Source organism: Bacillus sp. 05T21 (assembly GCF_056396785.1).
The window spans coordinates 43,279-53,644 of record NZ_JBFTMD010000028.1; the positions used below are offsets into that span (position 1 = coordinate 43,279).

A 10,366-nucleotide genomic window follows, 5' to 3' on the forward strand; every position below is an offset into this window, starting at 1 on the left:
ATTTCATTCATATTCACGTTTAATGTGTAATTTCTATATAACAAAGAAAAAAGCACCCGTTATGGATGCCCTTTTCTTCATTATACTCTGCTTGCATATAAAGTTCGGAAAACTTCTTCCCATCTTCCTAAGTCGTGAAATTCTTGTGCTAATCCTTCAGCGAAATGGTATTGTCCACGATGACTCGGTACAGCTTCATATATTTCTTGTTCAAACATATGGTTACTTACTTCTTCTCTTCTACTGATTTTCTCGCGATAAGAATCCATAACATCCATAATTGCACGGTATTCTAGTTTTGTTACATTACATTCAAATAAGAATCTTGAAAGACCTGTATTCTCAAATAATAACTGTTGTCTAAACTCAATAAGTGCTAAACGTTCTTCTAATTCTGTGTTTTCCATTTCTCCATCTCCCTTGTTCTATTTTATGCAAATATACATATTCGACATAATTAGATACAATCCTCTTCACAAAACAAAAAGCCATCACCGAAGTGACAGCTCTCAAAGGGATGGGAGAAAAGAGAGAAAACAAATGGCAATAAGTATCTCTTAGATCAAGGCTGAGTACTCTCAACCTTCTCCAAGCCACCGCATCAACTAGTATGGCTACACGCCCTGTGTTCGGTGACTGGGAGAAGAATAAGAATCTTCTCGTTTATACTCCGTAGAGTCGGCTACTTAATGTCATTTTCACCATTTACGTTTGCACAATGTGATTATATCCAGACGCATATGTTTCTTCCTACGCCTTGTTTGAACCAATACATATGACTGAGGGGAATGTTCAGCTGTATTGGCTCAAACAAAGAGCGGAAGCTCTCTGCTCGTTTAATCGTTTAGAAGAAGAACCTTGACTTACATCAGTTATTGTCGTGAGCAACTCCTAATAAATCAATTGATACTTCTCTTATAGCATGAAGTTCATTCAATCGAACGAACCATCATCCCATCGGTAAAACGATCCAGTTTTAACATAGAAATCAAGAAACCACATGACAGGGTGGTTTTACTACCTATGAGCCTACAAACGAAAGGCGGTACGTTTATACACTCAATGAGAAGTAAAACAGCATGACGAATGCGAGTTATCTCACACCCGCCACACTGGAATATGTCTTAATTAGTTTTAATTATTTAAGGGAATCTTACCACCCTTACGGCGAGATTCTTACCGCCCATGCCCGCCCTTCCGCGGTATACGTTAAGGAGTACTAATCCTCTTCGTTATGCGGTTTTCAAAGAGCTGTCCAAAGCTCTTTAATGAGCTTGTAAGATAATGATAATTCGAATTGTTCATTTGCTTATCCGCTCCTTTATCGTTAATTTATCCGCATTTTATCCGTGTTTTTCATGGAGTCTATTATCTTTTTTGAAGTCATAAATAAATGATTCCATTTTCTTTTTATTAAATTGATACAACCTTCCACTTTCTAAAGAAGGTCTTTCAATGGATAACCCATTTTGAATTATCGTAAGATACCCATTATTATCTAATTTCCTGTCATAATACTCGTAATAATCACTACCTAAACTATCAGCATCTTTTGGACTTAAGCCTACCCAAGATTTATTAGAAATAGTTTCAATGTACTGTAGTAATTCATTAAACACTTCAGGAGCAAATTTAAATTCAAAATTATATTGTACCTTTAGTTGTTGTGTATTCATTTGTTCCATTTCAAATATAACCGCTGACTTTCTACTATTAATGATTAACTCTAACCCGTTTGTACTTGTAAATGTTCTGCTTTCCATTATTACATCCCCTTTTATATAATCCGTAATGCTGTAGCAATTGCCATAATCGCATTTTTCTTCTGAGCATAATACCAATTGTTCTCTAGAAACATTTGAGCTTTTACATTCTTATCACTTACCAGTCCGCTTTTAAGATACTTCCGCTCAATGATTTCCCTTTGCTCTGGATCTAACGCATGTTCCAACGCTCGCTTAATTTGAGTGTATTTGTAATCATTGATTTTCTTAGTGTCACGTAATTCAGGGAACAAAGAGATATTTTGGTTAGCACACTCCTCTTGGTTTTGCATACGAACCTTTAAAACTCTGTAACTAAATAACTCTTTTGCTACTTCTTTTTGTATCTGCTTGTACTCCTCATTTGTGATTTCTGGAAAGAATGCTAATTGCTCCATCTGTAATCCCCCTGTTTCGAATTTGTGTTTTTAAAATTGTATACAGTATGTGAAATTTTACTGTCTCATTGTTGAATAAGGGAACGATGCATAGTAAAGTAGCCCCCACCAATCTACTCTGCATGGTTCCGTTATCCATTAAGCTGATACCTTTTTATTCATGGCCTCTATCTTCTTATCTTCATCATGAATTCTCCAACCATCATTAAAATGGTCTATTAGCTCCTGATACTTAAATACATCGAATATCGTAACGTACTGATTATCTCCAAACCCTGGTTCTTTTCGGAATAACGTGTATTCTCGTGTACCTTCGTATCTTTTTATAACACTCACCCCTTAATTTCTTTTATGAACACCTCAACACGCGGTTTCTCTGAATACCATTTACTAACCTTTAGATCCACAACTTGACTGTCATCGTTCCATATAACCTTGTTGAGTGCATCCTTTACACCTTTTACGTAATTATCAACGTCTGGCTTTGTTGTAGGTCTCAGCAACCCTTCCTCGGCTGCTAATACTTTCTTTTTAGAGAAGGACTTGAGAGAAGGCTTGTACACCTTCACCTCAAGTTGTAATGGTCCTTCTAGTAATTTCTCTGGTGCATACTGCGAAGCTACTAATCCAACATACTGCTTAAAGTTTCTTGATTTCATTGGATCTCTCATGCTTATTTTTCCGTTACGAATTCCCGCTCTTGGTCTGCCTTGGGCCACTGGTTCTCCTAGTACTGTGAATTTAATCATGTTGTTCCTCCTCAACGTAATACTGTCTCATCCAATAAACGCATATTACAATTGATGCTATATCCCAAAGTGAACCTGCGTAATCTTGCGATAGAAATTGATTAGCTACCTCTAATCCATTTTCAATAGCTGTTACTGTGAATAGTATCGCTGACCATTTATTGACCTTACCCTCCTTTGCCACAAGTACTATAGCTATTAATAATGTAGCGCTTCCTAATAAACCTGACACACTCCACCATTTTTGTTGTATTGCTGATATAATTGCTAACCCCACATTAAGTGCGATAAGTAATGAAAATAAATGTTTATAAATCTTGTTATTTGCTAACATATTTGTCTCACTTTCTATTAAAAGGATTTTTTTAGTTCTCTTTCCAACTCTCACCCTTACGCAAATGAACATCCCATGCTTGTTGTGATGTAAAACCTATATCTTGCAGTTCTTTTATATTTTTAGGTTTTTCAAAAGTACAAGGTACACTTATTTCCCTACTAAAATCGAAATCCGAATCAACCACCTGATCAGAATCAAAGCTGACCTCTTGAACTCCACCCTTTATTTCCACACTTTCTCCATCTGTTGTTTCTATAAAGAATCTCGCATTTTCTAAATTAACTCCCATTTCTCCTAACCTCACTTTCTATTCCATTTGCTCTTTGCACTCTTCAAGGAAATCAATAACTTCCTGAACATGCTCCCTTGTTGTCATACTCTCTATTACGTATCCTTCATCGTTATAAACATTGACCTTATTTCCTGTAAACTCCATTCCACACATTCCATCTGCGCCTAATAGCTTTACGTTACCTTCCATTCTTTTAACCTCCCTTTCTATTCAAATAACGATTTTATAAAAACTTAACGTATATAAAACGATTCTCGTTAATGTGCTGCGTGTAAATATCATGGTTTCTGAATAATAAACTAATAACATTCTTTAACACGTATCTTTTAAAAGATTTCTTTATATGCGGTAACCTTTCCCAATCTTCTTTTTCTTTATCTAACTGACTTTGAACAAACTTCCATCCGCCCCTAAGATCAATAACATGTGTTGAAAAGCATGCTCTTATCTCTTTTACTTGAAACTTCCAATCCAAAACTGCAACGTAATGAGGCAAAGGCGACGGCTTTACAATTTCTCCATTATCAAACTGAAAATATAACTTGTACAAATAATCACCCCTTTTCTATTCAAATAACGCTTTTATTCAGTTTTCTAATGCCGCACAAAGTACTTTGTAGCGAGTTCTTCCTTCTCTTTTTACTTTCTTCGTACCTTTGTAATTCTCACATGGTGGAATCATATGCACTCCACCATAATAGCCACTATTATAAATACATTGGCACTCATGCAATACAGGATTTTCTCTTCCTTTAGGAACTGATAGATACTTATTACGCTCACGTTGTGTATCTTTCCGTTTAATTGGGCAATCCTCTACTAACACATGCACATCTTCTGTACCATCTGTTCCAAATGCACAGCAACTCGAAATAATCTCTTTTTTCATCAACAGTGATAAATCATAATTGGATTCAATAAACTTCATGCATAATTTTCTATTCACATCGTTTCCTAAGCGATCGTAAATCAGTAACATTTCTTTTTTTGTGAAGTTTGTCCCTAATAACTGATTAAAGCTTTTTAGGATTTTTCTAGACTTATAATCACTCAAACTTTTACTAATTGGTCTTGATAACCATGCAAACATCTTGCATAGAAAATCCAAATGATTTTCTACGTCCTCTAATCTGAAATAAAGGTTGCTTCTAGGGTCAAATATTAATTCGTTACTACTATTTACAAAAGCCTTTGGGAAGCATCCCTGTGTCTTTTTCACTAAGCTTTGTACCTCTTCATTCATTTCTCGTTCCCCATTTCTTAATAAAATTCAAATTTGGTCTTACTTCGTATCCACTCGTTTCTTACTGTCTTCTTCTCTAAATCCCTCTGGATAACGTTTCACCAATTTATAGATGTTCTTTTCTGCAATTACACTCAAATCCAAATGGTGCGTTTCTGCTGTTGCTGCAATGTACCAAAGAATGTCACCTAATTCCTTTTCCACTTCATCTTCATTTAATGGATGATCATGATAGATAGCTTTCTTTAGGTGGTCCACAACCTCGCCAACTTCACCAGCTAGTCCCATAGCAAAGTTAGATGCATTCTGTTCGTAAGTACGTCCTTTTGGAATAGTTCTTGTAACTGCTGTTTGATATTCTTTAAAATTCATTCTTCAATTCCTCCAACTCTGATTTTGAAATAAAATGGTCCTACACTCACTTCTATATATGTCTTCTTAAAATCGATTGAAATACCTAATCGCCACTCATGATGTCTGAATCCTAAACTAAATCCTATTCCCATCCGTTTTCCCCTTCCATCTCACAACTAAGTTTTGTAATCTATCTCTTTCTTCCGTATGGTGCTTGTAATGTGACTTCGCTATTTGTAATTGCGCTTCTAAATTATTAACCTCGCAAAACCATTTACTAGCTTGTCCTTGTTCGTGATTCAGCGCTTGTTCATACAGTTCGATATGTTCATCCTTCATCCAAACACCCCTCCTAAAATCCTAATTCTTCTTCAAACTCTTTCCTTTCAAATCCCGCAAGTACCCTTCCGTTAGGGAATACCGTCACTGGTGCCGCACTATATCCGTAAGTATCAAACTCTTTTCTGTATTCTTCCTTTTCCTCTATGTTTCTCTCTTCAAATTCCACCTCTGCTGCCTTTAATCCAAATTTCACATGCATGCAGTTAGGACAATTATGCTTCGTATAAACAATGATCTTAGTTGCCATTCTCTTCATTCTCCTTCGTTTCTGCTAATAGTTGAGTTACTTCGAAAGTGCCGTGTTCTGTATGTTTCATTGTTCTTCCCCCTCATGATCAGATAATAAGTCTTCTAATGCGATTGCTGTTCCTTCAAACGTGTGCCACTGTCCTTTATGGAATCCTGATAAACCTAAATCTCCGCTATCAAAAGCTTTGTCAGCTTCTTTTCTACTCTCTACTGCCGATTCACGTAATCCATTTATAAACTCCTCAATCGCTTCTCGCATCACTTGTTACCCCCTTGTAGTAACTCTGGATTTTCAAACATATTTCCCTTTATATGGTTTAAATTCAATTCGCTCCATAATCGCACTGCATCATTTACCTCGTTATCAATCCACCAAACTCCCTCTTCTTGCTTAACTACACCAGTAAGTCCATGCGCTGTTTCTACACGGTGGTCATAAAATTCTTGATAAACAATATCCCCTTCGTAAATTTCATTTCCGTGCACGTCTTTTTCTCCTGCGTATTGAATTAACTCCACTTGTTCAAAATTGAAATATTCCGTATCAATATGTTTTGAATATGTCGCTGGCACTTCTACCTTTTTGAAATCAAATTGTATTGAAAGTACTGGTAATACCAAATTCAATTCCTTTACATATGCTTTATACTTAATCTCTCTCATTCTCCCCATCCCTTTCCAAAAGCCCCGCCAGTTCCTCGCAACTCCCCTCAAAGAGATCGCGCCCATCCGGTAGCTTGAATATGTGATTATCGATTAATTTGTTGATTAAAACGTCTTGCCTGTCCATGTTGCCTCCTAGCTTATCTGCTGTACTTTCTTTCGGCTTACCACCGGCTTCGTCGCCGCTTCTAACGGTTCCATATTTCTTTCTACTCTTTTATAGAACGTTTTAGGCGCTATACCGTTTTGCTCTGCTAACGTTACGTACTCGATGTATTTCTGTTCTTTAGGTGTGCTTGCTGCTTGATATGGCGTCATACCACCTCTTATCCTTCTATAAAATGTGGATTCGCTAATTCCTGTTTTCTTAGCTAACCTCAATAGTTGTGTATGTTTCTCTTGCCCTTCATAACTAGTCCCTACCGGATAGCTAATTGCACGTCCCATTGTCCATCCATTACGTAGCCTTTGATTAAGTAAGGTTTTTCTTACTCCAATTGCTTCAGCTTGTTTAATCTCTTCTTCAGTAGGAAGTTGATAATTCATTTTTACCGTTCTCGGCCTTCCACCTTTTGATAGTGGAGTCGTTGCCGCTTCTTCTGGAGTCCATTTTTTAGAAGTCTTTTTTGTCAATCTTGAATGAAATGTCGCATATCTAATTCCATTTTGTTTTGCTAAATCAATGTATTCCTGATATTTTCTTGAGAAGATTCTATTTTTTAATGGTTCAGTAATCGCTTGCTCTACTGTCTTCCCTCTGTAATTGATACGTTGATACACCGTGGATCTGCTAATACCATTTTTCTTTGCTACTTCATAATCTTCATATGTTGGTACTGGATAATAATCAGCCATCCCATTCCCTCCTAATCCAATGCCATGATTTCATCTCTCGTACGATCAGAACGAGTTATCCCAATCTTCTGAATACCTTTACCATGTTCTTTCACTGCCACACTCCATGCTTCGCTCTCGGTCTTAACATCAAACCAATCAATGCGTTGCTTTTCTTCCTTGTCATAGAACTCCACAGCGTATGTCGTTATGACGGGTGTCTTTGCTAAGAATCGCTCTGATGTGCTTGTTGCCGCATAATCAAAACTTCCCACAACATCCTCAAGTGTTAGTTGTTTCATGCTCCTAACCCCATTGGACGGGATTTAATTTCGTTTTTATCCGCTTGATCCATTATTAATGCTGCGATTTCTAATTGGTGTCTTCCCAGTTCTTTTGCAATTTCGATAATGTTTTTGTTCTCTTTCCACATTTCTTGTAATCGAATCACTTCGCTTTCATCAAACACCAGGTCCAGTTCTTCTAAAGCGATATACATGTTACGACGCGAGTTCTTCATGTACTTCCTTTGTTGTGCTGCTATTGTGTAATTCTCCTTTTCCAAATCCGTTCCAAGTCTTGGCATCCCATTTCCCCTCCAGTTGTAATTGATGAATTTCTCTTAGTTCCGCCATAACAGCATGGCGCTTTCTATCCACTTCTTCAGGCGTTTGATTCGTTGCTTCGCAAATACATGGTGCGAATTGATACATACCCGTTCCAATGTCGTTCTGAATTACTCCCATTCCTTCACATACACACATCTTAATTCCCCCTTAGAATCCTAAATGTTCAATACGTTTATCTGATGTTTCCTTAAATACAATTGCTTCAGCTTTATTTAAAATTCGGCTTCCTAACTTCTTGTCGTATTTCTTGAATATGTCTCCGCTCGATAAGTTAGTTGTTGTGATAGTTACTTTGCCTTGTCTTCCATTTGTCACTGCATACAGTACACGTTGGATAAAGTTGCTTGCTTCGTCCGTTCTGTTCATTGATCCGCTTTCTGCTCCTAAATCATCCAGTACCAGGAAGTCAACGCTTGTTAAAAGCTCCACACAATACTCTTCTGTATACTTAGAATCTTTGTTGTTAAAGGAATCCTTGATAAGTCGCATAAGTTGCTCAATCTCTACATACAAGCAACTTTTCATTTTTTGATAGAGTAGCTCGTCATTATCCTTCTCACCATCTGATATTTCATAGAAATGACTTCTTAATTCTCTTAGGATTGAATAAGCTAAATGACTCTTACCTGCACCTTGTACTCCTACAATAAATACGTTCTTAACCTCTCCTGCTTTTAGACTATCTAGAATGCCCTCTACACGTTTTTTATTCGTTCTAGTCTCATTGCATTCAGTTCTATAATTAGAAAGCGTAGCTTCGAGTATTTCCTCGTTACTAATGATGCTGTGCTTTGTAAGCATATTGAATTTCTTAGCTCTATCGATTTTCTTATAATGATTGTCCGCCTGTTCTTTTAACACTCTGTCGTTTTCCTCAACAACACATCGTGGGCAGACAACTTGTCCCTTGAATTCGATCATCTGAACAGGTTTAATGAATTTTTGGCCACCTTTTTCATAAGAATGGTTCATGCATTTATCAGAATGGAAGTTCACCTTTAAATCCAGGGATTTGGCTACCCTTTGCATTGCTGTTACCGACATTTTTATTCGCTCCTTTTTCATTTAAGTAACCTTCAAATTTAGTTCCAAACAATGTTTCTGGTCGCAAGTACTGGTTCATATTCGAATCAGTTAGCCATTGTGCTGTTTTAATATCAATCACCTGTTTAAAATCTTCTATTGTAAAGCCATCCTTAAACCTAGCGTTGATTAAGGTTCTTGTTTTGGCTGTTTTATGTTTAAATGATTTTCCTGCTTTTCCATTAAGATAAGAAACAATATCCTCATAAGGGATTGGCGATTCCTTGTCGTCTTCGTCAGAAGAGGACGTAGTATTATTTTCTTTTTCTTTTTCTTTTTCTTTTTCTTTTTCTTTTTGTCCCCGTATCGTGGACGTATCGTGGCACGTATCGTCAAGACCCGCATAAACACTGACTTTTTGTACTAACGAGGTGTTTTCTGTTCGTTCTAACACTAGTCTTACTAACGACAAATCTTTAATGCTTTTAAGTTCTTTTTTGATACAATCCTCAATCGGCTTGCCACCTTTGTTAAGGTTGTATTTACCCCAGTTAAGTATGCAAAGTTCTCTTGTTTCGTCGTTATAGACCACCAAATCATGATGATTAATAAATCGATCCAATAAAGCTTTTGCACTTTCAATTGAGTAACCTAATTCAAAAGCCATTTGCTTTCTGGTTATCTGATAAACTCCAATTTGGTTTGTGTGCTCGTTTGTCATTAGATAGAGGTAAAAGTATTTATCCTCTGGTGTCATTTCTTCTGAAACTCTTGCATCTGACCAAAATGAAGTCTGTACGTGTCTGTATTTAGCCATTTAATTCACCTTCTTCATCCAACATTCATAGCTGACATTATCCGTGTAGCCGATTGCTCTAAATTCATGTTTACCTTGAAAACTTCTACCACTTTGTTCATAAAACTTACCGTTTTTATATACTGGTTTGATTGGTGTTAAGAAATCAAAACCTCTCTCAATCAAATCGTTTGTAGCTATTAACATTTCTTTTTGCGTTTGTCTTCTCACGGGTACTTGGAACATCATGCATTCTCCCTTTCGCATATCGCAAATCCTTTCGATACTTTCAGGACCCTATAACCTGGGTAGCGTCTTGGATTTATATATTTCAGTACGTTTTGTTTTACTTCGTCTGTTGAATTGGCATCCTTCCAGCACCAAGCCGGAAGGAGTACCCTTGTCTGTTTATCAATCATGCGATTTCCATTTCCATATTTTCAAAGTCGATTTCTTCTTGAGCTGGTTCCTCTTGTGCTATAACTTCAATTACCTCTACTTGTTCTACAACCACTTCGCTTTGTTTTTGTCTTTTTGCGTGCTCAAGGTCGATGAATTTAGAAAGTGCAGTGATTTGTTGTAATGTTAGTTCCGCTGGTTTTTGATTGAACTTTTCTGCAATGATTGATTTCAAATCATTTTTAGTCATTCCGAAACCTTTAAGTTTCTTATTAATTTCTTCCCATTTGTTTTT

22 protein-coding genes and 1 pseudogene are annotated in these 10,366 nt (G+C 36.7%); all 23 read right to left on the reverse strand.

Annotated elements, in window-relative coordinates:
• Positions 1–80: 80 nt before the first annotated feature.
• On the reverse strand, positions 81–407 hold the full coding sequence (locus AC1DKZ_RS27970; RefSeq protein WP_476997506.1) for a DUF1878 domain-containing protein: 327 nt from the start codon (positions 405–407) through the stop codon (positions 81–83).
• 936 nt (positions 408–1,343) lie between these two features.
• Positions 1,344–1,763 carry a hypothetical protein gene (locus AC1DKZ_RS27975; RefSeq protein WP_476997507.1) on the reverse strand — a complete coding sequence of 140 codons (420 nt, stop codon included), beginning with the start codon at positions 1,761–1,763 and terminating at the stop codon, positions 1,344–1,346.
• Positions 1,764–1,777: 14 nt separating this feature from the next.
• A complete protein-coding gene (locus AC1DKZ_RS27980) occupies positions 1,778–2,161 on the reverse strand; it encodes an ArpU family phage packaging/lysis transcriptional regulator (RefSeq protein WP_476997508.1) in 384 nt (127 codons plus the stop codon).
• A 332-nt stretch (positions 2,162–2,493) separates the two neighbouring features.
• On the reverse strand, positions 2,494–2,910 hold the full coding sequence (locus AC1DKZ_RS27985) for a RusA family crossover junction endodeoxyribonuclease (RefSeq protein ID WP_476997509.1): 417 nt from the start codon (positions 2,908–2,910) through the stop codon (positions 2,494–2,496).
• On the reverse strand, positions 2,903–3,244 hold the full coding sequence (locus tag AC1DKZ_RS27990; RefSeq protein ID WP_476997510.1) for a permease: 342 nt from the start codon (positions 3,242–3,244) through the stop codon (positions 2,903–2,905). Before AC1DKZ_RS27990 ends, AC1DKZ_RS27985 begins: the two co-directional genes overlap by 8 nt.
• Before the next feature lie 31 nt (positions 3,245–3,275).
• Entirely contained in the window at positions 3,276–3,536 is a 261-nt protein-coding gene (locus AC1DKZ_RS27995) for a PadR family transcriptional regulator (protein WP_476997511.1), read from the reverse strand.
• An 18-nt stretch (positions 3,537–3,554) separates the two neighbouring features.
• Positions 3,555–3,728: a hypothetical protein gene (locus tag AC1DKZ_RS28000; protein ID WP_180226843.1), complete on the reverse strand. Its 174-nt coding sequence runs from the start codon at positions 3,726–3,728 to the stop codon at positions 3,555–3,557.
• Between the two features lie 34 nt (positions 3,729–3,762).
• The gene (locus tag AC1DKZ_RS28005; RefSeq protein ID WP_476997512.1) at positions 3,763–4,089 is read right to left on the reverse strand and encodes a hypothetical protein; all 327 of its coding nucleotides are present in this window, start codon (positions 4,087–4,089) and stop codon (positions 3,763–3,765) included.
• A gap of 36 nt (positions 4,090–4,125) precedes the next feature.
• Complete coding sequence (locus AC1DKZ_RS28010; protein WP_476997513.1) at positions 4,126–4,782, reverse strand: hypothetical protein; 657 nt, start codon at positions 4,780–4,782, stop codon at positions 4,126–4,128.
• Positions 4,783–4,821: 39 nt separating this feature from the next.
• Positions 4,822–5,154 (reverse strand): nucleoside triphosphate pyrophosphohydrolase family protein, encoded by a 333-nt coding sequence (locus AC1DKZ_RS28015; RefSeq protein WP_476997514.1) that lies wholly within the window; start codon positions 5,152–5,154, stop codon positions 4,822–4,824.
• A 117-nt stretch (positions 5,155–5,271) separates the two neighbouring features.
• Entirely contained in the window at positions 5,272–5,475 is a 204-nt protein-coding gene (locus AC1DKZ_RS28020; RefSeq protein WP_476997515.1) for a hypothetical protein, read from the reverse strand.
• Between the two features lie 13 nt (positions 5,476–5,488).
• Positions 5,489–5,725, reverse strand: a complete 237-nt coding sequence (locus AC1DKZ_RS28025; RefSeq protein WP_476997516.1) for a glutaredoxin family protein — start codon at positions 5,723–5,725, stop codon at positions 5,489–5,491.
• A 66-nt stretch (positions 5,726–5,791) separates the two neighbouring features.
• A complete protein-coding gene (locus AC1DKZ_RS28030) occupies positions 5,792–5,986 on the reverse strand; it encodes a glyoxalase (RefSeq protein ID WP_476997517.1) in 195 nt (64 codons plus the stop codon).
• Positions 5,986–6,390, reverse strand: a complete 405-nt coding sequence (locus AC1DKZ_RS28035) for a YopX family protein (RefSeq protein WP_476997518.1) — start codon at positions 6,388–6,390, stop codon at positions 5,986–5,988. The genes AC1DKZ_RS28030 and AC1DKZ_RS28035 overlap by 1 nt, the downstream gene beginning before the upstream one ends.
• The gene (locus tag AC1DKZ_RS28040; protein WP_086415118.1) at positions 6,377–6,517 is read right to left on the reverse strand and encodes a Fur-regulated basic protein FbpA; all 141 of its coding nucleotides are present in this window, start codon (positions 6,515–6,517) and stop codon (positions 6,377–6,379) included. The genes AC1DKZ_RS28035 and AC1DKZ_RS28040 overlap by 14 nt, the downstream gene beginning before the upstream one ends.
• A gap of 8 nt (positions 6,518–6,525) precedes the next feature.
• A complete protein-coding gene (locus AC1DKZ_RS28045; protein ID WP_476997519.1) occupies positions 6,526–7,245 on the reverse strand; it encodes a hypothetical protein in 720 nt (239 codons plus the stop codon).
• Between the two features lie 11 nt (positions 7,246–7,256).
• Complete coding sequence (locus AC1DKZ_RS28050) at positions 7,257–7,526, reverse strand: hypothetical protein (RefSeq protein ID WP_476997520.1); 270 nt, start codon at positions 7,524–7,526, stop codon at positions 7,257–7,259.
• Positions 7,523–7,810 (reverse strand): helix-turn-helix domain containing protein, encoded by a 288-nt coding sequence (locus AC1DKZ_RS28055; protein ID WP_098810639.1) that lies wholly within the window; start codon positions 7,808–7,810, stop codon positions 7,523–7,525. Before AC1DKZ_RS28055 ends, AC1DKZ_RS28050 begins: the two co-directional genes overlap by 4 nt.
• Positions 7,725–7,988: a hypothetical protein gene (locus AC1DKZ_RS28060; RefSeq protein WP_476997521.1), complete on the reverse strand. Its 264-nt coding sequence runs from the start codon at positions 7,986–7,988 to the stop codon at positions 7,725–7,727. The genes AC1DKZ_RS28055 and AC1DKZ_RS28060 overlap by 86 nt, the downstream gene beginning before the upstream one ends.
• A 12-nt stretch (positions 7,989–8,000) precedes the next feature.
• Complete coding sequence (locus AC1DKZ_RS28065; RefSeq protein ID WP_476997528.1) at positions 8,001–8,882, reverse strand: AAA family ATPase; 882 nt, start codon at positions 8,880–8,882, stop codon at positions 8,001–8,003.
• Positions 8,833–9,693 carry a conserved phage C-terminal domain-containing protein gene (locus AC1DKZ_RS28070; protein ID WP_476997522.1) on the reverse strand — a complete coding sequence of 287 codons (861 nt, stop codon included), beginning with the start codon at positions 9,691–9,693 and terminating at the stop codon, positions 8,833–8,835. The genes AC1DKZ_RS28065 and AC1DKZ_RS28070 overlap by 50 nt, the downstream gene beginning before the upstream one ends.
• On the reverse strand, positions 9,694–9,918 hold the full coding sequence (locus AC1DKZ_RS28075; RefSeq protein WP_476997523.1) for a hypothetical protein: 225 nt from the start codon (positions 9,916–9,918) through the stop codon (positions 9,694–9,696).
• A 169-nt stretch (positions 9,919–10,087) separates the two neighbouring features.
• A pseudogene (locus tag AC1DKZ_RS28080) lies at positions 10,088–10,366 on the reverse strand (RecT family recombinase); the annotation flags it as partial.

Coding starts and splice junctions, on each gene's coding strand:
- AC1DKZ_RS27970 (WP_476997506.1), bottom strand. CDS start 407: ATGGAAAACACAGAATTAGAAGAACGTTTAGCACTTATTGAGTTTAGA.
- AC1DKZ_RS27975 (WP_476997507.1), bottom strand. CDS start 1,763: ATGGAAAGCAGAACATTTACAAGTACAAACGGGTTAGAGTTAATCATT.
- AC1DKZ_RS27980 (WP_476997508.1), bottom strand. CDS start 2,161: ATGGAGCAATTAGCATTCTTTCCAGAAATCACAAATGAGGAGTACAAG.
- AC1DKZ_RS27985 (WP_476997509.1), bottom strand. CDS start 2,910: ATGATTAAATTCACAGTACTAGGAGAACCAGTGGCCCAAGGCAGACCA.
- AC1DKZ_RS27990 (WP_476997510.1), bottom strand. CDS start 3,244: ATGTTAGCAAATAACAAGATTTATAAACATTTATTTTCATTACTTATC.
- AC1DKZ_RS27995 (WP_476997511.1), bottom strand. CDS start 3,536: ATGGGAGTTAATTTAGAAAATGCGAGATTCTTTATAGAAACAACAGAT.
- AC1DKZ_RS28000 (WP_180226843.1), bottom strand. CDS start 3,728: ATGGAAGGTAACGTAAAGCTATTAGGCGCAGATGGAATGTGTGGAATG.
- AC1DKZ_RS28010 (WP_476997513.1), bottom strand. CDS start 4,782: ATGAATGAAGAGGTACAAAGCTTAGTGAAAAAGACACAGGGATGCTTC.
- AC1DKZ_RS28015 (WP_476997514.1), bottom strand. CDS start 5,154: ATGAATTTTAAAGAATATCAAACAGCAGTTACAAGAACTATTCCAAAA.
- AC1DKZ_RS28020 (WP_476997515.1), bottom strand. CDS start 5,475: ATGAAGGATGAACATATCGAACTGTATGAACAAGCGCTGAATCACGAA.
- AC1DKZ_RS28025 (WP_476997516.1), bottom strand. CDS start 5,725: ATGGCAACTAAGATCATTGTTTATACGAAGCATAATTGTCCTAACTGC.
- AC1DKZ_RS28030 (WP_476997517.1), bottom strand. CDS start 5,986: ATGCGAGAAGCGATTGAGGAGTTTATAAATGGATTACGTGAATCGGCA.
- AC1DKZ_RS28035 (WP_476997518.1), bottom strand. CDS start 6,390: ATGAGAGAGATTAAGTATAAAGCATATGTAAAGGAATTGAATTTGGTA.
- AC1DKZ_RS28040 (WP_086415118.1), bottom strand. CDS start 6,517: ATGGACAGGCAAGACGTTTTAATCAACAAATTAATCGATAATCACATA.
- AC1DKZ_RS28045 (WP_476997519.1), bottom strand. CDS start 7,245: ATGGCTGATTATTATCCAGTACCAACATATGAAGATTATGAAGTAGCA.
- AC1DKZ_RS28050 (WP_476997520.1), bottom strand. CDS start 7,526: ATGAAACAACTAACACTTGAGGATGTTGTGGGAAGTTTTGATTATGCG.
- AC1DKZ_RS28055 (WP_098810639.1), bottom strand. CDS start 7,810: ATGCCAAGACTTGGAACGGATTTGGAAAAGGAGAATTACACAATAGCA.
- AC1DKZ_RS28060 (WP_476997521.1), bottom strand. CDS start 7,988: ATGTGTGTATGTGAAGGAATGGGAGTAATTCAGAACGACATTGGAACG.
- AC1DKZ_RS28065 (WP_476997528.1), bottom strand. CDS start 8,882: ATGCAAAGGGTAGCCAAATCCCTGGATTTAAAGGTGAACTTCCATTCT.
- AC1DKZ_RS28070 (WP_476997522.1), bottom strand. CDS start 9,693: ATGGCTAAATACAGACACGTACAGACTTCATTTTGGTCAGATGCAAGA.
- AC1DKZ_RS28075 (WP_476997523.1), bottom strand. CDS start 9,918: ATGTTCCAAGTACCCGTGAGAAGACAAACGCAAAAAGAAATGTTAATA.